This window comes from Coprococcus sp. LG101-27, from assembly GCF_027695515.1.
GTDB classification, from domain to species: Bacteria; Bacillota; Clostridia; order Lachnospirales; family Lachnospiraceae; genus Allocoprococcus; species Allocoprococcus comes.
In genome coordinates this window covers 34,177-56,042 of record NZ_JAQEUJ010000018.1, presented here as the reverse complement: position 1 = coordinate 56,042, position 21,866 = coordinate 34,177, and the positions used below count along the sequence as shown (strand labels likewise).

The 21,866-nt window shown below is 41.9% G+C and carries 17 protein-coding genes, 3 pseudogenes and 1 riboswitch; of the genes and pseudogenes, 6 read left to right on the top strand and 14 right to left on the bottom strand.

From position 1 onward, the window contains the following. Nucleotides 1-372: 372 nt before the first annotated feature. The 14 genes and pseudogenes from PG766_RS12340 to PG766_RS12275 all read right to left on the bottom strand — a co-directional run. Nucleotides 373-1,554: pseudogene (locus PG766_RS12340) on the bottom strand (IS30 family transposase); the annotation flags it as partial. Beyond that, nucleotides 1,467-3,410, bottom strand: coding sequence for a recombinase family protein (locus PG766_RS12335; RefSeq protein ID WP_270590902.1), 1,944 nt, complete (start codon nucleotides 3,408-3,410; stop codon nucleotides 1,467-1,469). The gene PG766_RS12335 and the pseudogene PG766_RS12340, both read right to left, overlap by 88 nt. A 54-nt stretch (nucleotides 3,411-3,464) precedes the next feature. Continuing rightward, nucleotides 3,465-3,656 (bottom strand): hypothetical protein, encoded by a 192-nt coding sequence (locus PG766_RS12330; protein WP_009264998.1) that lies wholly within the window; start codon nucleotides 3,654-3,656, stop codon nucleotides 3,465-3,467. Between the two features lie 70 nt (nucleotides 3,657-3,726). Then, nucleotides 3,727-3,957, bottom strand: coding sequence for a YdbC family protein (locus PG766_RS12325; protein WP_039862476.1), 231 nt, complete (start codon nucleotides 3,955-3,957; stop codon nucleotides 3,727-3,729). Between the two features lie 77 nt (nucleotides 3,958-4,034). Continuing rightward, a complete protein-coding gene (locus PG766_RS12320) occupies nucleotides 4,035-4,889 on the bottom strand; it encodes a ParB/RepB/Spo0J family partition protein (protein ID WP_009265000.1) in 855 nt (284 codons plus the stop codon). An 8-nt stretch (nucleotides 4,890-4,897) separates the two neighbouring features. Then, complete coding sequence (mobV, locus tag PG766_RS12315; protein WP_009265001.1) at nucleotides 4,898-5,863, bottom strand: MobV family relaxase; 966 nt, start codon at nucleotides 5,861-5,863, stop codon at nucleotides 4,898-4,900. Between the two features lie 435 nt (nucleotides 5,864-6,298). Continuing rightward, nucleotides 6,299-7,330 carry an AAA family ATPase gene (locus PG766_RS12310; RefSeq protein WP_009265002.1) on the bottom strand — a complete coding sequence of 344 codons (1,032 nt, stop codon included), beginning with the start codon at nucleotides 7,328-7,330 and terminating at the stop codon, nucleotides 6,299-6,301. A gap of 150 nt (nucleotides 7,331-7,480) precedes the next feature. Next, nucleotides 7,481-7,954: an RNA polymerase sigma factor gene (locus PG766_RS12305; RefSeq protein ID WP_009265003.1), complete on the bottom strand. Its 474-nt coding sequence runs from the start codon at nucleotides 7,952-7,954 to the stop codon at nucleotides 7,481-7,483. Nucleotides 7,955-8,030: 76 nt separating this feature from the next. Then, nucleotides 8,031-8,462, bottom strand: coding sequence for a sigma-70 family RNA polymerase sigma factor (locus PG766_RS12300; protein WP_009265004.1), 432 nt, complete (start codon nucleotides 8,460-8,462; stop codon nucleotides 8,031-8,033). Nucleotides 8,463-8,557: 95 nt separating this feature from the next. Beyond that, complete coding sequence (locus PG766_RS12295; protein ID WP_024376807.1) at nucleotides 8,558-9,067, bottom strand: sigma-70 family RNA polymerase sigma factor; 510 nt, start codon at nucleotides 9,065-9,067, stop codon at nucleotides 8,558-8,560. A gap of 490 nt (nucleotides 9,068-9,557) precedes the next feature. Beyond that, nucleotides 9,558-9,728, bottom strand: a complete 171-nt coding sequence (locus PG766_RS12290; protein ID WP_004614788.1) for a cysteine-rich KTR domain-containing protein — start codon at nucleotides 9,726-9,728, stop codon at nucleotides 9,558-9,560. Nucleotides 9,729-9,782: 54 nt separating this feature from the next. Then, entirely contained in the window at nucleotides 9,783-11,702 is a 1,920-nt protein-coding gene (gene tet(O) / locus PG766_RS12285) for a tetracycline resistance ribosomal protection protein Tet(O) (protein WP_095122938.1), read from the bottom strand. Nucleotides 11,703-12,068: 366 nt separating this feature from the next. Continuing rightward, nucleotides 12,069-12,438 (bottom strand): annotated as a pseudogene (locus tag PG766_RS12280) (TnpV protein). 52 nt (nucleotides 12,439-12,490) lie between these two features. Then, a pseudogene (locus PG766_RS12275) lies at nucleotides 12,491-12,628 on the bottom strand (helix-turn-helix domain-containing protein); the annotation flags it as partial. Nucleotides 12,629-12,877: 249 nt separating this feature from the next. On the opposite strand from PG766_RS12275, the gene PG766_RS12270 reads away from it, so the two are divergent. From PG766_RS12270 to PG766_RS12245, 6 genes are all read left to right on the top strand, one after another. Then, the gene (locus PG766_RS12270) at nucleotides 12,878-14,398 is read left to right on the top strand and encodes a putative DNA modification/repair radical SAM protein (protein ID WP_270590886.1); all 1,521 of its coding nucleotides are present in this window, start codon (nucleotides 12,878-12,880) and stop codon (nucleotides 14,396-14,398) included. 53 nt (nucleotides 14,399-14,451) lie between these two features. Further along, a complete protein-coding gene (locus PG766_RS12265; protein ID WP_270590883.1) occupies nucleotides 14,452-15,216 on the top strand; it encodes a TIGR03915 family putative DNA repair protein in 765 nt (254 codons plus the stop codon). 162 nt (nucleotides 15,217-15,378) lie between these two features. Then, nucleotides 15,379-15,454: riboswitch (cyclic di-GMP riboswitch) on the top strand. Next, nucleotides 15,436-15,693, top strand: coding sequence for a hypothetical protein (locus PG766_RS12260; protein WP_270590882.1), 258 nt, complete (start codon nucleotides 15,436-15,438; stop codon nucleotides 15,691-15,693). It overlaps the preceding riboswitch by 19 nt. Nucleotides 15,694-15,765: 72 nt before the next feature. Then, the gene (locus tag PG766_RS12255; RefSeq protein WP_173690397.1) at nucleotides 15,766-16,815 is read left to right on the top strand and encodes a GGDEF domain-containing protein; all 1,050 of its coding nucleotides are present in this window, start codon (nucleotides 15,766-15,768) and stop codon (nucleotides 16,813-16,815) included. A gap of 97 nt (nucleotides 16,816-16,912) precedes the next feature. After that, nucleotides 16,913-18,403, top strand: a complete 1,491-nt coding sequence (locus PG766_RS12250; protein ID WP_270590879.1) for an HD-GYP domain-containing protein — start codon at nucleotides 16,913-16,915, stop codon at nucleotides 18,401-18,403. 226 nt (nucleotides 18,404-18,629) lie between these two features. Further along, entirely contained in the window at nucleotides 18,630-21,488 is a 2,859-nt protein-coding gene (locus tag PG766_RS12245) for a response regulator (protein WP_270590878.1), read from the top strand. Nucleotides 21,489-21,866: the final 378 nt, after the last annotated feature.

The window sequence follows — 21,866 nt, the reverse complement described above, 5'->3', positions numbered from 1 at the left end:
TGATGAGTTGCATGAAGCATGGATCAAAAGTATTTCTTAAATAAAAAGAAAATATGTTTACTAAAACAGGGTATGTATGGCAAATGAAGCTGTACATACCCTGTCTGTATATTCAGGTCAATTCTTGATTGCACTTAAATGAAAAACTAAATTCCAGCTGTGGATTATCTCAGTAACTATGCGGGATTAAATTCTGTAATGCACCTTAACAATTCTAGTTTTTTGTCTTATAATAAACCTGTAAGCACTCATGATTTATGTTTTTATGCATACTAACCGGGCATCTGAAAATAGTGTGCGAGACTAAATTCCACATGCCTTATGTGCAAGACTAAATTCTGGTGCAGTGAAATCTGCCTGTGCTTTACTATTTTATTTTATAAGTTTTGGACTAAGCATAACATCATCAGGTGCGATTGCCTTTAATCCTAATGCTTTGTGCAATTTGTTGTCCAAGAGTAAAAGAGAGAGTTCATATGGGCTATGTCCATTAAGACTGTCTCTTTTTTCGTTGTTTATGTGATTCATCATAAGTCTGACTTTCTCGTCATTTAAATCAGCGAATGAACTCCCTTTCGGACGGATGTAGCGGATATACTCGTGGTTCTTTTCGCAGGCACCTTTTTGCCAAAAGCTGTATGGATCACAGTAAAAGACAGTCGTGCTTTTACTTCCGTCACAGAATTCCTCCATCTCTTCACGAGCTGAGAATTCTGAACCTCCATCCGTGAGGATCACCGGAAAAAGCTTTTTGAATGCATCCTGTCCTAACACTGTTTCAAGCCATACAAAGACCTCTAACACGCATTCCTGGTCTTGATATTCCAACAGGAACATAAGCATAAGATTGCAGTTGCGGAATGTAAAGGTCAAGAGGGCGCAGCTTTCGCCTTTCATTCCTTCCACGCAGTCCATTTCCACAACATTTATATCTGGATGATCTTTCATATAATTCTGGAAATTTTCGTAGTTATGACCTTGACGATAAGAACGATCTTTTGCACTGGTCTGTGTAGGTTTCTTGCGTTTCTTATAACGTACAGAACGCCTTAAGTCACCATTGCGGACATCGAATACACAATCATTGATGTAGGAGTAAAGTGTTCTTCTGGAGCAACCCAATTCTTCTGCATGAGTAGCATAAATATGACCGATGGACTGATGCTTCTCCTTGATCAATGGAACCAATAAATCATTCATGGATTGAATGCTTTCCGGAGTCTGGTTAATGCCGACTCTGCAATCGACTAGCACGCTACGGTACTCATCATGGGCATATTTGGATGAATAAAACTTTCTGGGCATAAGACAATGGGTCTTTTTACCACAGCCATTACATACGTAGGGTGGTTTATTCAGTTTCTCACATTCAGCTGTCTCATATGCGGGACATATATCAGTGCAGCGAAAGGATGGTTTTCTGCAAAGCTTACAATGAATGCCACACATCTTATCACACAAGCATGTCACCTTACAGTTCTTACGATGAATACATGGCGGGTGAGTGTAACCTGAATCCGGACGTTCTTTTGTATGTGCGTGGAGACGTACTTCAGTCGGTCATTTTTTGCGGACAGTTCAATACATGCCTGTCTGTTTCGCTCCCTGCTCCTGCGTTTGCTCTCGTTTGATTTCTCCCTCTGTATCTTCTTGGCACAAGCAGGACAATACTTCGATATGCCAGAGCGGGGAACATATTCAACACCGCACACCGTACAATTCTTAGGCTTTAACGCTGTCCACCGCTTTGTGGGCGTGATATGTAATTCACCGACAAAGCCGATGAATTTATAATAAATCTTGATTTCCTGTCTTACTGTCCCGTCTGCAAGTTTCTCACGTTCCGAAACAAGTATCTTGTCTATGAGTGCGTTTATGATGGTTGCGTCCAGTTCCTTAATTCCTTGATAGTTGCGGATTAGGGAGAGGAAATCACGGACACCCTGCGACTTCTCATAGCTGTCGCCTAGCGTTTCCGTTACCTCTTTCAGCCTTGCTACAATTTCAAGCTGTTCTTTCTGGTATTTCCCCGACATCATCTCAAAATTCCGCTCCGTAATACGCTCCATCACCTTATCTTCATAAAGGGAAGAAAACAGCCTGTCCAGTTCCGCAAGGCGTTTGTTCAGCTTTCTCTGCTCCTTTTCCAGTGCCTTTGCCCTGCTATGGTCTGTTTCCGTGAGCCGCTTTTCAATCGCCCTCACCGCCTTTTCATCATTGACCGCCATATCCGCAAATCGGTTGATGTCGGTGAGGACAGCGTTGAACAAGTCCCTCGCTTCAATGCTGTGTGCGGTACACATGATATTACCGTATCTGCCATAATTATTGCAGGAATATTGTACGCAGTCGATGATGTCGGGGCGTTTCCTCCTGTTGGCACTCATAGCCCGCATGGCATAACCGCAGTCCGCACACTTAATAACGCCTGCAAAGATGTTCTCAAAGCCGCCCTTGTTTTCTGGTAATCTGCGGCTTGTAATAAGCTGCTGTACGGTATCAAATTCCTCCTGCGTGACTATCCCCTCATGGGTGTCTGGTATCACTTCCCATTCTTCGGGCAGCTTAGAGGGGCGTTTCTTGCTTTTCATGTTGGCGGCAATCCGCTTGTAGCCTGCAAGGTTTCCCGCATATATCGGGCTTCTTAAAATGCCCCTTACGCTGTTCTCGCTCCAAATATAACGGTTTTCCTCGTTACCCTCAAAGTACCGCTCATAGCCTGTTGCCCCTTGCTCCACTGCATAAGCGGCAGGGCGTAGGATATGCTGTTTGTTGATGTGCTTGCGGATTTTGGCGATTCCGTTGCCCGCTAATGCAAGGTCGAATATCTCCCTTACCACATGGGCAACCTTGTCATCTATCAGCAGGTGATTATGGTCGGCGGGGTCTTTGACATATCCGTATGGTGCTGTCGTCCCCATGAATTTCCCCTGCTGAAACCTCGCTCGGTACGCCGATTTTATCTTGACCGACACATCGGCAGAGTACATTTCGTTTAGGATGTTGCGGAAAGGCGTGATGTCCATCGCTGATTTATTGAGCGTGTCCACGCCGTCATTGACCGCTATATACCTCACGTTATGCTCTGGAAAAAACACTTCCAGATACAGTCCGCAGTCAAGATAGTTCCTCCCCAGACGTGATAAATCTTTCGTAATCACGCAGTTTATCAGACCGTTTTCAATGTCCTTAATCATGTTCTGGAAACTTGGTCTTTGGAAATTCGTACCAGAGTAACCATCGTCCACATACGTTTTTGCTAAGTGCCATCCCTGCTTTTTCACATAATCCGTGAGGATGGATTTCTGTGTCGCAATGCTCGCACTCTCGTTATCCGTGCCATCGTCCTTTGACAAGCGGCAGTACATGCCGACTTCATAAATCTTGTTCTCCGTTCTTATTCCTGCCATACTGTAAAACCTCCGTATCTGTCCTATCTGTTTTCATGTCCCATTGCGTACATTCTAAGCGGATATCCCCTCATTGTCGAAGGTGTCACCCTCGGCAATCTTCTTCCGAATATCCTCGGAGATAATCGGGATAAATGCTTCTGTGACTGTCTGTGTGCCGACATATTCACGGCTGATTATCATCTGCACTGGTGCTTTCGGCACGACACGCTTTCTCTTTTTATCTGTTTTCTTATCCTCACCCATACTTAAATCTTCCTTTCCAGACAGGGCAGGAGAACGTCTGGAAACGCCCCGTCCTGTCAATCAGATACCATCAATCCCCGCTGTTTACTTCCTTCTGTAATGCTTTAAGGAGTGCCGCCGCTTCATCAGCGTTCAACGTGATACCCTTTCCGCACTTCTCACGGTTCGGTGAAAAACTGCGGATGTCATATTTCGGCTCTCTCCCGTTCCATGAGATAAGATTGATTTCCTTTGTGTATCCGCTGTCACTCGCAGACAATACGGCGATTTCCTTTACAATCTCATATTGGATTTCTTTCATTCCCTGCCCCTTTTCTGTCTTGGCTTTCTGGTTTTTATCCGTCCAGAGTTTCATATTTACTTTCCGAAAAGAGAAGATTAGCGGCTGTCCCTGCCCCGTTTCCTCTGCAACTCACGCTCCAAAAGTTTGATGATGGTTTCCTCCATCTGTTTCGGCGTTGTGTTCTTCGGAAAATACTTTTTCAGCTTGCTTGTGTTGATTTTCAATGTTTCTTTCTGGTTTCCCTTTTCCTCGGTCATAATCGCAAATATCGTATCCATGTCAAGCTGCCCGCTCTGGCTTAACTGTTTCATCCGCTGTGCCTGTGAGAGTGAGGGCGTTGCTTCTTCGCTCTCCATCGTGGCAAAGAGGTTTTCCTGCTCGTCTTTCTTCAAAAAGGACAGCTCCACCGCAGGAGTGAGGGCGATTTTCCCCTCGTCCACCATCTGCAAAATCGGCGGTATCAATTCCGTCAAGCGGATAAATCTTTGTACGGTCATCCTGCCCACGCCGAAGCCCTGTGCCACTTTGTCGTCCGTCCGCAACTTCGTCACAACTTGTGACGAGGTTAAATCCGTGCGGAAACCCTGCCGCTTCATGGCTTCGGATTTCATCTTGTAGGCAAACGCCCGCTCGCTCGGCAGGATATTTTCACGCTGTAAATTGCTGTCTACAAGGGTAATGATGGCTCGGTCACGGTCTAAGGGCAGGACAAACGCAGGCACGGTATTTATCCCTGCAAGCTCAGAAGCACGGACACGCCGCTGTCCTGCAATCACTTCATAGCCGTTCCCGTCCTCTTTCGGGCGTGTGATTATCGGCGTGACAATGCCAAATTCCTTGATGCTTTCCGCTAACTCTGACAACGTTTCATCCTCTGCCACATGAAACGGATTGTCGGGAAACGGGTACAAGTCTTTGGTCTTTAACACCTTAAAATCCTGTTTCTTCATTCACATATCTACCTTTCTTTCACTCTGCTTTTATGGTTTTTCTGCAATTCTTCCAACACTTCTGGCGGTATTTTTGACAGCAGCCGCCCCATCTGCTCGTTGGTTCTCTGCAACTCAAATATCTTCTGATTCGCTTTCTGCACCTTTAGTTCCTGCTCATACTTTTCATCACGCATACGCCCCGCATAGTCTGATTCCTGTCCGATTTGCTCCTTTAGGCTGTCGATATAGGCACTCTGCTTACTGATTTCCTTTGAGAATTTCTCCACGTCTGGGAGCCATGCCGCAATCAGTTCCAGTGCCTTGTCACGCTTCTTCCCTGCATTAAAGGCGTTGATGTCGGACAGGGCAGACACGATTTCCTCATACTGTTTATCAAGCCTGCCGCCCAACTTATAGAGCCATGTGGGGACGTGTTTCCGTTTCGTTTCCATTGAGGACTGACCCCGTTCAAGCTGATTCCACCGTGAGGACATCCGCTTATGGTAGGCAGTCTGCCACTCGGATAATGATTTCTGGTTGCCTAAAATAGACTTTGCTGACAGCTTGTTGTCTGGCGTAATCGGCACAAAACAGAGGTGCATATGCGGCGTTCTCTCGTCCATGTGGACAACAGCGGAGAGGATATTTTTCTCCCCGACACGTTCCGAAATGAAATCCAGAGCCATCGTAAAATACGCTTTCTGTTCCTCTGGCGGCAGGCTGTTCATAAATTCTGGTGAAGCCGTGATAAGCGTTTCCACCATCATCACGCTGTCTTTCCTCGTCCTGCACCCCGCTTCGGCTACCATGCGGTTAATCTCTTTCTTGTAGGTGTAACGTGGCGGTTTTACAAGGTGGTAGTTATTTTTCGAGCGTTCCATATCTATATCTGGATTGCTTTTATAGGCTTCTTTCTTCCGCTCATTGTGGCGTTCGCAAGCCGCAACGCCGCCCGCTTTGCGTTTCTGGAAACGCAGGATTGCATAGGGCATAATCCATCATCTTCCTTTCTTCGGCGAGTAACTGCCCTTTGGGTGACAGCGGTGACGGCGGTGACAGCAGTTTTGGGATACCCCCTTATTGCCGTCACCGTCACCCCGATATTCTTTTATCCGAAGCCGCAAGGCGCAGGATAGCAGGGCGACAGCCCTGCTTTAAGGGAGTCCAGAGGGAACGTCTGGCACACGACTTTGCAGGGCAAAGTGTAGTGTGTTACACCCTGCAAACGCAGTCGGAAAAATCGGAGAGATTTTTCTGACCGCAGGGGTGGTTTTACACGCCCGAAAAGGGCGGGTGAATCCCACGCCTGCATTTTGCGTTTGCGGGGTGTTCTCCCGCAGGGATGACATCGGCGGGGTATCCTAAAATCACTGTCACCGCCGTCACCGCTGTCACCCGCAGGGCAGAACCGCCAACTTTACATGGCTTTAAGCGTCAATGACAGTAACAGGGGGTATCCCAAAACTGCTGTCACCACCGTCACCGCTGTCACCCGCCCTCCTTGCAAGGGCAATCTGCCTGCCGTCTTTCCTGCGGCTGTACTGGTAGCAGATACGGTTCTCGCTTAAAAATGTGGTGCGGTATTCATTCAGCCATTTCGTAATCACTGTGGGTATGGTTTCCGTTTCCCCCATAGCGGCTAACAGTTCCGTTGCCGTGCCTGCCCATTCTTCCTTATCCCTCATAAAATCCACCAACCGAAAAAGGACGTCTGGTATCGTTTCTTTCGCAAGCTGCTCCTGTGTTTTTCTCTCCACAAGTTCCCAACTGCAATCACGGAAACGCAGCGTGTATTCCTGATAAGGCGTGTCCCTGCCCGTCACATACAGCTTGGCGGTGTCGGATGCCCGTTTCTCCTTTTCCAACACAAAGGTAGCGTCTGCACTCCCCGTTAAGCCTGTCGTCCCAGACACCTTGTTGAACACGTCGCTGTCATTCTGCTTTCGGATGTGGTGTACGACAATGACCGCCAGAGAGTGCCTGTCGGCAAAATCTTTGATTAGGGAGATGTCCCCATAGTCGCTTGCGTAGGCATTGTCTTTGGATGCGGTTCGGACTTTCTGCAAGGTATCAATCACAATGAGCCTGCTGTCTGGATGGTCTTTCAGATAATCTTCCAACTGCACGATAAGACCGTCTGACAGCTTGCAGCTTGCCACGGCAAAATGAAGCCGCCCGCTTGCTTCATCCGTCAAGCGGAATAATCTGTCCTGTATGCGGCAGAACGTGTCCTCAAGGCAGAGGTAAAGCACATCGCCCTCCATTGTCGGCATGTTCCATAAAGGGATTCCCTGCGACACGCATAGGCATAGCTTCAGCATGAGCCAGCTCTTGCCTATCTTCTGTGAGCCGCAGAACAGCGACAAGCCTGTCGGGATAAGACTGTCCACCACAAAGGACGGCTTCTCAAGCGGCTCATAAAGGAGCGTTTCGGCGTTGACTGTCTGTAACTTCTGCATGGCTTTCCTCCTTTCGGGCAGTTATCTTGTTGTTGCACATAAGCGTTGACCTCCTTAAAAATAGATTTACTCCCATGAAAAAAATGAGAGTATGTAATGCCGCCAATCCCGTACAAATAAAAAACGGATTTCTTTTTCGGGCGGTGTCGGTCACGGTTGGAGATACTTTTTCATTTCCGCCTTTACTTTCTCCTTTGCAATCGCAACAGATTTCTGTATTGCCGAAGCGGTGCAATGCTCCATCGCAGCGATTTGATAAAAATTAAATTCGTACTCGTAGTAGAGCAGGAAACGCCGCCTTTGTATCTCTGGCAGTCTGTCAACCGCTTTACAAAGCAGTTCCGCCCGTTCTGCTTCAATCATTTGTTCCTCAATGCTCTTAGGCAGCTTTAACGCCCGCCTGTTCAGCGTTTCGTCCCATACTTCCGAAAACTCCCTGTGCCGCTCGTCCCATTGGAGAAGATTCCTGTTCCTGCGTTCCATTTGCCGAAACTCCATAAAGAACTGTTCCGACACTTCCAACTCGTGGGATTTGCCCTGCCCGTCCTTAAAGCTGATAAAATACCTTGTGCTGCTTTCCGTAGATTCCTCCCGAAGCGTGTATGCCTTAACTCTGTATGTCATCCTGCTTACCTCCTGCAAAAAATGAGTGAGGGGATTTCCATCCCTCACCCAGTAGCCCGCAGGACGGCAGGCTGTTTTAGACGCTATAAAATTTTCGTAGCTTCTTCCGCAGATGGTCTAACCTTGCGTAAATAGCACCAGTCGTCAAATGCACGAGCGGGGCAATTTCTTTTGTGGAATACCCCTGCATTTTCAGCAGGACGATTTTCAAGGTACGTCCGTCCACCGTGACTAATACTTGATAAAGATTTTCGCTCTCAATCTCGTCCAGTAACTCCGCAACCGTACCCACCTCCGTCTGCCGCTCCCTGTCTGCCATGTCCTCAAGGTATTCCGCAACGTCATTCGTCCATCGGTAAAACCGCCTGTTGGAATTGAAGTCTGCCCTGTCCGCAATGCGTATCTGCTCAATGGTCGCTTCATCAACGCCGCACTCACGCAGCAGCTTTTCCTCCGCTTCTTTCCAGATACGCCATTTCCTGTCCTCCCGTCCGTGGTTATATGCCATGCTTCTTTTCCTCCAATCAGAATTGATTGAGAGGGCAGAGAAAAACCCCCTCATTTTCCCAAAGGAAAAAACAAGGGGGCTGAACGCCTTAAATTTTAATTTTCTATTATCTTTCTTAGTTTTCTTAGGATTCTGGCTTTGCGTTTGTTCACAACGCTCTGGGTTATGCCGAACCTCGCCCCGACTTCACGCTCAGAAAGTCCGTCAAAAAAGATTGCCTGTATCAATTCCTGTTCACTATCCGACAGCAAAGGCAGGGCGGCTTTCAGCCTGTCCACCATAACCGCATTGACAACGGTTTCCGCAATGTCCGCCGCTTCATCAGCGATAAAGTCTAAAGGCTTCCCCTCGCTGTCCGTAAATCCATCCAGAGAAAGCAGGCTGTTCTTCGTATCTAATTTTTTCAGATAACGCCACCGTTCCTTATCTCGGTAGAAGTCCGTGTATTGCTCCCTCACGACTTCAAGCAGACAGCCTTGAACGGGAATAAACAGCTTGTCCATGTAGGTCTGGTCGGATTCCCTGCGGCGGCAGAAATCCATGTAGGACAGTTCCACATATCTGCCGCTTTCTTTGATAAATACCTTTCTTGGTGCATATTTCACCATAAATACCTCCCATCTGAATTTTTGAAATGTAAAAAATCCAGATGGAGAGGCGGAGAACGACACCGCATATCAGAAACAGCCCTACGGCACTTTCCAACAAAAATCGACAAAAGAAAAACCGCAAAGGCTCTGTGACCTTTACGGTTATAGGAAATAGTAATTCTATTGTATGGAGATTGTACTTCTACTTTCAAGGCAGGAAGTACCGCTGCACTGGCAGAAATTTTTTTAACTGGTTTCCTGCCGTTCTCTGATATGCTATGTATTGATAAATTTTGCTTCGTATGAGCAGATAGATAACTGCCCGAAAAAAGGACATAAAAAAATCCCTCCAAATTTAAAAACAAATTCAGAGGGTAATTTAGGGTATAACAAAATAACCCACCCGAATATCGTTTTTTTTATTTGGTGAGTTTGTTCTTTCAAATACGAAACAAAAAGAGCCGATGATTCGTGAATTGTTCCACAATTTCATCGGCTCTGCGTCTTAAGCGTCTGGCTCTTTGATGACAGTTATCTTCAAGTTGTCAACTTTAATCAATCTTTCTTGTCTGCATTTTGGACAATAAAGGGGATAATTCTCCAAAACAGTGTCCTTCCTAATTTTATTACGGGTTTTGCTCCCACAAACAGGACACAATATCCATTCGCATTTCATCATAATTAGTCTCTAATCCTTTCAAATCTCATTTTATATGACTTTTGCAAGCTGTTAAGCTAACTTGTGGAACATATGCCGAACCTTATCTATACGGCTATTCGGGCGGCGGGGTTGGCAAATAAATTTACCAATAGCTGTCTGGTATCCTTTTAACTCTGTCAAACAGACTCCCTGCCCATTTGTGAAATAAGTTAAATCGTTCCTGTATTCTTGAATACATCTGGCAGGGATTTCTCCTTTCAGAATGACCTCGTCATTCTTTATCTGAGTACTTACAATATCTGCACAATACCTTGGAGCATCATGATACGCCCGTGAGAGATATTCCTGCGGTGCATAAATTTCAAAGTGGAGATATGGCTCTAATAGTTCTGTCCCTGCTTTTTTTAAAGCCTGCTCCAATACGATAGGGGAAAGCAGCCGAAAGTCTGCGGGGGTACTTACAGGACTATAATACAATCCATATTCAAAACAGATTTTACAGTCTGTCACTTTCCATCCATACAGCCCCTGCTCGCAGCCATAAAGAACCCCCTCCATAACCGCATTTTGGAACGATTGGTTTAAATATCCAAGTGAAACTCTGCTTTCATACTGCACTCCGCTTCCAATAGGGAGCGGCTCTATGGACAACCCGACAGAAGCCCAGAAAGGATTTGGCGGGACTTCTATGTGGATGGTATATTCTGCTTTTCTAAGCGGTCTCTCCATATATATAACAGTAGGCTCTTTTATTTCTGCCTCCACATGATATTTTTCCTCAAGGATGGCACAAATGACTTCCATCTGCACATTCCCCAAAAAAGAAAGTATAATCTCATGCGTTGTAGTATCCACATAATATTTTAAAAGAGGGTCGCCATCTGAAATTTCTGTAAGTGCCCCAAGCAATATTTCCCGCTGTTCAGATTTCTTTACTGCAATCGTTGTTTGGAGCATAGGGAGAGGATTTTCAATAAATTTTCTCTGCGGCAACAGCATTTCGTTCCCCAAAATACTGTTTAGCTGCAAAACATCATTTGGTAAAATTACAATATCACCAGAGCAGGCTGTATCGGATGAATATAATTCACCGTTTGTCGGAACACACATCTCTGTGATTTTTATTTTCTCTTTTTCAGATATTCTAATAACATCCCTCAAATGCAATGTTCCGCTATATATACGCACATAAACAAAACGCCGCCTTTTCTCTGAATATTCAATCTTAAAAACCTGCCCGCATAGTTCAGATTGACCTTCAGGCGTTGATGAATAAAATTTACTGGCAATCACTTCTATAAGCTGCCGAATCCCCAGATTGTTTTTAGCGCTTCCGTGATAAACGGGAAATAACGTTCCGTTTTGGAATCTCCTGTTTTCTTCCTGTTCCAGTTCTGACATTTTAAACGGTTTCCCTGACATATATTTCTCTAATAGTTCATCGTTTCCCATAATTACCGTATCCCACTGTTCCATATCGTCATTGTCTGTTACATTTATATGGGGATGCTGCCCAACCTTTTGCTTCACTATAATTTCCGAAGAAAGCTTTGCTTTCATTTCTCGATATACCATTGGCAAATCAATCCCCTCTTGGTCAATTTTATTGATGAAAAAAATTGTCGGAATCTTCATTGTCTGTAGTGCATGAAACAGTATACGGGTCTGTGCCTGTATGCCATCCTTTGCAGAAACTAATAATACTGCTCCGTCTAATACGGATAAAGAACGGTATACTTCCGCCAAAAAATCCATATGGCCTGGCGTATCTATAATGTTGACTTTTACATCCTCCCACTGAAAAGATGTCACTGCTGTCTGGATAGTGATTCCCCTTTGACGCTCCAAATTCATTGTATCTGTCCTTGTTGTGCCTTTATCTACGCTCCCTGGTTCTGCAATTGCACCACTGGTATACAATAAACTCTCCGTTAATGTTGTCTTTCCTGCGTCAACGTGAGCCAGAATGCCTAAGTTAATTATTTTCATGTGATTTTCCTCCTATCAACACCCAAAAAAGGGCATAAAAATACCCAGTGATAAATACTCCTATCACTGGGTAAATAACTCCAATAGCCCCAAAACACTTATATGTTTTCGGGCATATAAAATTACATGATAAAAGCATTCTTAAACTGGGTACAAAAAACCAAGCCCCATATTAAAAGTGAAACGGGACTGCTACTTTTTGTTCCCACTATCAAATTGACAGTTTATTTAAGAATACCTTGCCGCATATTTATTAACTCCTTGTATAATACTGAATCTAATTATATTCCTTAACCCTTTATTTGTCAAGCTGACAAACTAAAGCAGAAAAAGCGGCAGGATTTCCCCCTGCCACTAATCATCTGTTTATGCAAAAATAATTTCCTTTTCCACAATCTCCCTCGCACAAGCCCTTATGTTATTGAGGCATCCTGTCCATTCTAAGGCGTTTTCTGCCTTTAGCCGTTATGCCCTGTGCCTGTTTCATACCCTCTATGAGCCTTTCAAAGCGTTCCTGTGCCTGTCTGTTGATGTCGGCAAGGTAGGCGTTTAGCCTGCCGCTTGTAAGAAGATTGGCGTATGTAACTTTACAGTACTGTTTTAGATAATCTAAATGCCGTTGCCCCCAGATGCCTATTGCCTGTTCTTCTTCGGCGGGTACAGTTAAGCACGGTATCAAATAATCCCCTTGCCTTTCGTATTTGCCGCCCAGTTCCTCAAATAATGATTTTGCCATTGTCTGTTACCTCCACATTCTTTTTTATTTTGAATGTCCGCAAAATCCGTCCTACATCCTTTGATATAGTAGATGGATTTTTACCAATAATTCGTCCAATTTCAGTGAAGCTTTTATTCTCAGTAAGACCTTTCTCGATATCAACACGCTGTTCAAATGTTAAATGTTTCTGATTGCCTTTATTTTTCATAATTATCTCCAATCTGCACAGGCAGGCAATCAGCTGCAAGTACATTATACGGAGTAATGATTATCAAAGACAATATGGCAAATATGTGTGCAAAAATAACTTCGACCTATATGGAATTTACTCTTGCATTTGGTCCAAAACCGGAATTTAGTTTTTCATTTAAGTTTTCATTTAAGTAATTCTTGATTGCCTCTGTTTTAACTGTAAAAAACACTTGCATAACCGAACATATGTTTGTATAATAGAAATATGAATACAGAAATGACAAATGAGCATTATACAATACAGGAAAAATTACATATTCTTGCTGATGCTGCAAAGTATGATGTCGCATGTACATCAAGCGGCTCAAGCCGCCGGGGACAGAAAGGAGAACTCGGTAATGCCGTTTCATGTGGAATTTGTCACAGCTTTGCGGCAGACGGAAGATGTATTTCTTTACTTAAGATCTTAATGACCAATCATTGTGTCTACGATTGCAAATACTGCATTAACCGTGCGAGCAATGATGTAAAAAGAGCTACATTTACTCCGGAAGAGATCTGTAATCTTACAGTCGAATTTTATAAACGGAATTATATAGAAGGACTTTTCCTAAGTTCCGGTATTTTGAAAAATCCAACCTATACGATGGAAAAGATATGCGAGACATTGTTACTTCTCCGCACCAAATATCATTTTAATGGATACATTCATGTGAAGACGATTCCGGGGGCTTCGGATGAATTACTTGCAGCTGCCGGTTATCTGGCAGACCGTGTCAGCGTGAATCTGGAACTGCCAACTTCTGAGGGACTTCGTAAGCTGGCACCGAACAAGACTATGCAGACAATCCTAAGTCCGATGGGAAAGGTGCAGAATACCATTGCCGCACATCGCATGGCAATCGGAAAATCATCATATATGGAAAGAAGTCGTGGAAATCAGTTCCTGCATAACGGAATTTTTTCTGATACTTCCAAACAACAGTTCCAAAGGAAACTGGATAGCAGGGCAGCGCTGCAAAAAGCAGCAGATGTATCCTCAATTACTGCACAGTCAAATCCTGCTCTATTGGATTCTTCCTTCACCTGGAATCAGGCATATCAACTTGCACCACATGATATGTACAGATTAAAACGCAGCTTTGCACCGGCAGGACAAAGCACCCAGATGATCATCGGAGCGACAGGTGAAAGCGATTATACCTTATTACAGACCACACAGCAGCTTTATCAGGGATTTGATCTGAAACGTGTCTTTTATTCGGCATATATCCCGCTGAATGAAGATCCTGTTCTGCCTGAGATTGGAACTCCACCGCCGCTTTTGCGTGAACACAGGCTTTATCAGGCAGACTGGCTGCTCCGGTTTTACGGATTTCAGGCAGATGAACTTTTAACCATAGAGAAACCGAATTTTAACGAACTTCTGGATCCGAAGTGTGATTGGGCATTACGCCATCTGGAATTATTTCCCGTTGAAGTAGAAACGGCAAGCTATGCAGAACTCCTCCGCGTACCCGGAGTCGGACCGAAATCAGCCAGCCGTATTGTAAATGCACGAAGATATGGCAGAATGGATTTCACAAGTCTGAAGAAAATGGGAGTTGTGCTGAAAAGAGCGCACTATTTCATCACCTGTGGCGGAAAACAGATGTATCACACACCACTTGAAGAAACTTATATCACAAGACAGCTGGTCAGCGTAGACCGGAAGGAATCCTGGGAAATGGCTCATGCAAATGAAGGATTTTCACAGATGACACTTGCTGATTTCGGAATTGGATAGTTACATCATTAGGGCAGAAAATACTTATAGCAATATGAGAAAGCAGGAAATTTATGAAGATATATACTTGCAAGGACCGGTTAGAAGACATCATGACATGCATCTATGATGCATGGGCAGATGCTTTGCTAATCGGTCATGATCAGATACAGTTGAAAAAAGAACCGATTTTCCAGACAACATTATTGGACGAATATATCCATGTAGATGGGGACAGCTTCAAAGCAGAAAAAGTCACCCGGTCTATCCGCAGAGATATTTCTTCCAGAGCATATCTGTATGTGTATTACGCATCCCTTTCAGCAGAAGAAGACGCACTGCAGATAATCTATAATTTTTTACGAGTTGGATTTGCAATAGGAGCAGATGTACTTGAACATTATACGAACCCACATGTGATGCGGATTATGGAATTATATCGTAATGTTGGAAATGAAAGCCATCATTTCCGTGAATTCGCCCGGTTTCAAAGTCTCGACGGGCGTGTGTATGTCAGCCATCTGGAACCCAAAAGTGATGTGATCATGCTGGTTGGAAGACATTTCGCAGACCGTATGCCATCGGAATATTGGATGATCGTTGACGATAACCGGAAGACCGTCTGTGTCCATCCAAAAGACGGAGAAAATTATCTTCGTTATCTGACGGACGGAGAGTTTGAGGCACTTCGGAAAATAGAAGAGTACGAAGATGAATACACTGGGATGTGGAAGACATTTTTCCATACGATCGGGATCAAAGAGCGGGAGAATTATGTCTGTCAGAGGAATCTTTTTCCGATCTGGAAGAGGAAGCATGCTGTGGAATTTAAAGAATAATCGCAGAAATTAAAAAGCAGCAAAGAATAACTCCGGTTAAAAATCATGAACAGGAAACTCTTTTTTTGCTTTTAGGCGTAAAAACGGTAATGTTTTTCTTGTACATAGTCGAGCATTAGAGTATAATAAACTCAGTTTTTTTCATATGTTTAAAAGCTATAATAAGAAAAACGGCAAAACAGATGAAAGTCTGCGACGCAAAGCTATAGGGCCTGTAAAATGGTAGCCAGTTGCCACGTTAAAGATGCATTGTCTGCAATGACAATGCTCTTTTTCGGTTTGGTTGTCCTGGTGAATATAGGCATTCGTGCAGATAGCAGTCAAAGGGATTTGACAAGGTCAAGAGCTGAATTAAACGCAGTAACGTATGCAGATCATATGAAGGCTGATATCGTGAGAGGAATTGATATTACAAATTTGGCAAAACCTCTGGATATTGAAAAGATGAAAAATACTATCAAAGATATTTGTTCCTAATATAGGGAGAAAGTAAATGAATTGCATAGTTATTGAAATGAATATTATTTGAGATTCGGGATAAATGGTGAAATGCAGACAAACAAGAAAAATAAAAATATAATAGGTATTATACAGAGTTTCCTTATATTGATATTAGTGGTTCTTATTATTTTTATGATGATTCAGATTAGCAGGCTGCAGGGGACAGCACGCGTAATAAATTATGCAGGTCTGGTACGTGGAGCTACACAGCGCGAAGTAAAATTAGAAATTACAGGAAACCAAAATGATGAATTAATTAAATATTTGGATGACATTCTTCTTGGATTGAGATATCAGGATGGACATTATAATCTGGTAAAACTCAATGACGAAGAATATCAGGGGAAATTGAAAATCCAGAGTGATTACTGGGATAAATTGAAAACAGAAATTGAAGCAGTAAGAAACAAGGGATACGAAAATACAGACATTGTTAATATGAGTGAAATATATTTTACGATGGCAGATGAAACTGTCTCTGCCGCAGAAAGCTATTCAGAAAAGATCGCTATAAAGATTCGTACTATAGAGCTTTTGTCGGCACTTGATATGTTGATTCTGGTGATATTGGTTATTATGCAGACTCTAAAGGCAATGCAGATGGCAATGCAAAACAGATTGCTGGAACAGAAAGCATTCGTAGATGCCCATACTGGGCTGCCAAATAAAAATGCCTGTAATGAGCTTCTTAATAAAAAAGATATAATTACAGGTTCTACAGCATGCATAATGTTTGATTTAAATAATCTAAAAACTGTAAATGATACAATGGGACATTCCGCAGGAGATCAGTTAATATTGAATTTCTCAAAGTTTTTGCGAAGTGTTATTCCAGAAAAGGATTTTGTTGGAAGATATGGCGGAGATGAGTTTATAGCAGTCATTTATCATACAAATGAGGCGGAAATTAAGGAAATATTAAAAGGTTTGTACAGAGAAAAAGATAGATTAAATAGTTATGAAAATCAAATACCAATCGACTATGCATGCGGATGGGCATTATCCTCCGATAATATGTCGTGTACAATGCAGATGTTATTGGATGATGCAGATGCTAATATGTATAAAAATAAACAGTTATGCAAGAAATATAATTAGCATTCTTAAGGAAAGTGATTAAAAAACTATCGATAGGAAGTGCCTTTTTTAATTTATAGGATTTCTAAAGACCACAAGAATAAAGGAAATAGAAAATATGAATAAAAGACAAAAAATACTGATTGCCGATGATGCAAAGTTTAACAGGGATATATTGAAAGAATTTCTTGGAGAAACCTATGATTATCTGGAAGCTGAAAATGGAAATCAGGTAATCCAGATGATAGGAGAAAATATTGGAATTGATCTGATGCTTTTAGATATCAATATGCCACAGATGAATGGTTTTGAAGTCTTGGAAATAATGAAAAGAAGCCAGTGTATTGATGAAACTCCAGTTATTATGATCTCTGCTGAAGAATCTGTTGATGTTATGCGTAAAGCATATGAAATGGGAATTACAGATTATATTACACGACCTTTTGATTCTGTTATTGTAAAGAAAAGAGTCCAGAATACCCTAGAACTTTATGCGAACCAAAAGCGTCTGATTAATGTGGTTGTTGATCAGGTTTATGAAAAAGAAGAAAACAATGATATTATGCTCAGGATTCTGAGCAATGTATTAGGGTCACGCAACAGTGAGAGCAGTGAACATATTTTACATATCCGTACTGCGACGAAAATGATGCTGAGACAACTGTTAAAAACAACGGATGCTTATCATCTGACGGAGACCGATATTGCTATAATCACAACCGCTTCTTCGCTTCATGATATTGGTAAAATACGCATTCCGGAAGAAATACTGAATAAACCCGGAAGACTAACCGATGAAGAATTTAAAATTATGAAAACTCATAGTGAGATTGGAGCATCCATGATCTGGGATATGCATTTTTTACAAGATCATCCACTGGTACATACCGCATGGGAAATCTGCAGATGGCATCATGAAAGATGGGATGGAAAGGGTTACCCGGATGGTCTGAAAGGTGAAGAAATACCAATTTCTGCACAGGTGGTGTCTATTGTGGATGTTTATGATGCTCTTACCAGTGAACGATGTTATAAGAAAGCATTTGAGCATGATACCGCAATCAAGATGATTCTGGACGGGCAATGCGGGCAGTTCAATCCGGTTCTTCTTAAGTGCCTGAAAGAACTAAGCCTTCAGTTTTCCAAGATGTATACGAATGAAACGAATGATAATAAACAGTATTATGAAGCACAGAGGCTCTCTGACGAAATACTAAAGGAAAAGTCTTTACCCCGTAAAAATTATTCGCAGCATGTCATTAAGCTCATGCAGGAAAAGATAGAGTTTTTTAAAATGGACAGTGGCAAAATTTCCATTGAGTATAATGCAATTTCAGGTCGGCTGATTATAATTAACGGAAACCGGCAGATACTGTGTCAGAGAGATGATTCGAAATTTGATATATTCAAACTGTTCGAAGTAAGCAGTGAAGATATTCAACATATCAGAGCGTTACTGGACCAAACATCAATACAGAATACAGAAATCTCATTGCAGTTAATGGCAAAGGTGGAAAATAAAAAGCAGATGTATGATCTGAAACTGCATACCTTATGGTCTCCTTTAAAGAAAGATGGATATATAGGAATTGTCGGATATCTCTCTTGATTGATGATATTATTTTTGGATATATCGAAATAAGAAAAAGGATAATGTAATTACTCTGTTAGTAAATTGACACAAGTTGGCTGTAGAGTATAATTATAGTAAAAGTACAGCAGAAGCTGTCGCAAAGATATTTATAAAAATGTTGTGGGGGTATTGAACATTAAATGAATGTAAAATTAAAATCTGGAAGTAAGCAAGCGACTGTAGCCTGGAGGGTGGGAGAAAGATGAAGAAGTGCAAATTAGTACAGAATATAATGAATTTCAAATTTTGTTACATTATATTTTGCACAATTATATGTTTTATTGTTTTATCCGTTCCTATATTTGCCAAAGAAAACTCTGACAATGTTATCCGGGTAGGATCTTTTGAGGAAACTTATAATGTAGTCAATGAAAAGGGAGAAAGAAGCGGATATGGTTATGAGTATCTTCAAGATATTGCAGGTTATGCAGGTTGGACATATAAATACATAACAAGTGATTGGAAAAACTGCTTTACACAGTTGGAAAATGGAGAGATTGACATTCTTGGTGGTATTTCCTATACAGACGAACGTGCTGAAAAAATGCTTTTTTCCGATATGCCTATGGGGGAAGAGAAATATTACATCTATACGGATGCATCCAATATAGATCTTACAGCAGGAAATTTGGATTCTTTTGAGGGAAAAAATATTGGTGTGTTTAAAGATAATATAACGGAGGATGTGCTTAACGAATGGGAGTTAAAGTATGGTCTGCATACGCAGCATGTCAATGTTTCTAATACCGCAGAAGTTATGGACAAACTGTCGAAACATGAAATTGACTGCTTCGTTTCGGTAGAAGAACCCCGTTGGGAAGAATCGGAGATTTCGCCGATTACAAGTATTGGAGAGACAGAAATCTATTTCGCTATAAATCCCAAACGTCCGGATATCAAAGAAGCACTGGATAGTGCTATGCGCAGAATCAAGGATGACAACCCATTTTACACAGATGATCTCTACAGGCGTTATCTTTCTGCACAGAGCAGCTCCTTTCTTTCAAAAGAAGAAAGGGAATGGATCGGGCAGCATGGAGCAATCCGGATAGGGTATCTGAATCAGGATGGAGGTATCAGCAGTGTAGATCCATCAACAGGCAAATTGACAGGTGTTATCACAGATTATGTGGATCTTGCAGAAAATTGTCTGCAAGGTCAGACTCTGGAATTTGAATTAAATGGATATGATACAAGAAGTGAACTGCTTCAGGCATTGCAGGATGGAAAAATAGACTTGATTTTTCATGCAAACCAGAATCCATACTTTGCAGAAACAAATGGATTTGCTTTGTCGGATACTCTATTGACTCTCAATATGGCAGCAATTACGGCAAAGGATTCTTTTGATGAAAATAAAGAGAATATAGTTGCCGTTGAAAAAGATAATTTTGCATTGAAAGCATATCTTTCATACAATTATCCGCAATGGGAGGTTGTGGAATATGAGACATCAGATGCAGCAGTAAAAGCAATGCAGAAAGGGGAAGCAGATTGTATTGTAAGCAATTCAGGTACTGTTTCAGACTATTTGAAAAATAATAAGCTTCATAGTGTTTTCCTGACAAAAGAAGCTGATGTTTCATTTGCTGTTCAGCAGGGAGAATCGGTTCTTTTGTCCATTCTGAATAAAACACTGACATCTATGCCTACAACTCAATTTTCAGGTGCAGTAGTTTCGTATAATGTTTCCTCACGAAAAGTTACAGCGAAGGAGTTTATTCAGGACAATTTACTGGTTGTCTCACTCATAGTTGGAATCTCTATTTTTGTTGCCCTGTGTATAATTCTTGATTCTTTGAAAAAATCAAAACGTGCGGAAGAAAAATCCAAGAAGTCTGCTGAGCAGGCATTGAAGCTGAATCAGGAGCTTGAAGAAAAACAGCAGGAATTACAAAATGCACTTGTAGAAGCACAGAGTGCCAATAAGGCTAAGTCTTCCTTTTTAAATAACATGTCTCATGACATCAGGACACCGATCAATGGCATTATGGGCATGCTTACAATTCTTGAAAAAAGCGGAAATGATGGTGAGCGGGCAAAAGATTGCCTGAATAAAATAAATGAGTCTTCGAAACTGCTATTATCCTTGGTAAATGATGTTTTGGATATGGCAAAGTTAGAATCGGATACCGTGGTTTTTAGTGATGAATCCATCAATCTGGATCAGGTATGTAAAGAAATCACGGAGTCGCTATACTTTCAGGCAGAAGAAAAAGGACTTCATGTTATGGGAGAACATGATGATTACAGTGGTATATATGTTTGGAGCAATGCAGTTCATCTGAAAAAAGTATTGATGAATCTGTTTACAAATAGTATGAAGTACAATAAGGTGAATGGTTCTATTTACATGAGTATGAGAACGATTGAAAGATCAGAAGATCACATGACATGTGAATTTAAAATAAAAGATAATGGAATTGGAATGTCAGAAGAATTTATAAAAAATGAATTGTTTACTCCATTTGTACAGGCAGATAATTCCCCACGTTCTGATTATAATGGGACAGGTCTGGGAATGCCTATTGTGAAACAACTTGTAGAAAAGATGGGCGGAACCATAACAGTTGAAAGCAAGCTTGGTGAAGGAAGCTGTTTTACTGTAATACTTCCATTTAAAATTGATACGAATGCACGGCCGGAAGAAAAAGAAGATTTCAATGCAGATCTATCAGGTGTCCGGATATTATTGGCTGAAGATAATGAGCTGAATGCGGAAATAGCAGAATTTATGCTGATGGAAAATGGGGCTGAAGTAGAAACAGTGAAAAATGGGTTAGAAGCTGTTCAGCACTTTGAAGCCTGCGAATCAGGAACATACGATGTTATTTTAATGGATGTCATGATGCCGGTGATGGATGGGCTTACTGCCACAAAAACAATAAGATCCCTGGAACGGCAGGATGCAAAAACAATCCCTATCATTGCTATGACTGCAAATGCGTTTAGGGAAGATGCAGAAAAGTGTATGGAAGCAGGAATGAATGCACATTTGTCAAAGCCGATTGTGATTGAGGAAGTTATAAAAACGATTTTAAGGTATGTTCATAATGATTAGCAGGGTTCATGAATTAGTGGAATACAATTGACAGAAGGGCTAAAAGATGACAATGCAGGCTGGCATACGTAAAATACACAGATTTTCTATCCAACATTATTGACGTGTAAAAATTTTTATGGTATTTTTATTTCTAAAAACACAATAAAAATCTGATTATCCGCTAAAATACAGTATCTATCAGCATTTTCAAGGAAACAAACTCATCAATTTACTACTTATTTACTACCAACGAATGAGCCTTGATACGCAAGTTTTCCTAGATATGCAAAGATATGGTACAGCACATCAGTATTGAAACAAGAAAAAATTGAATATTTCATAGACTATGGAACGCCTAAAATGACGTTCCTTTTCTATTTTCAGCCGTTCTTATTG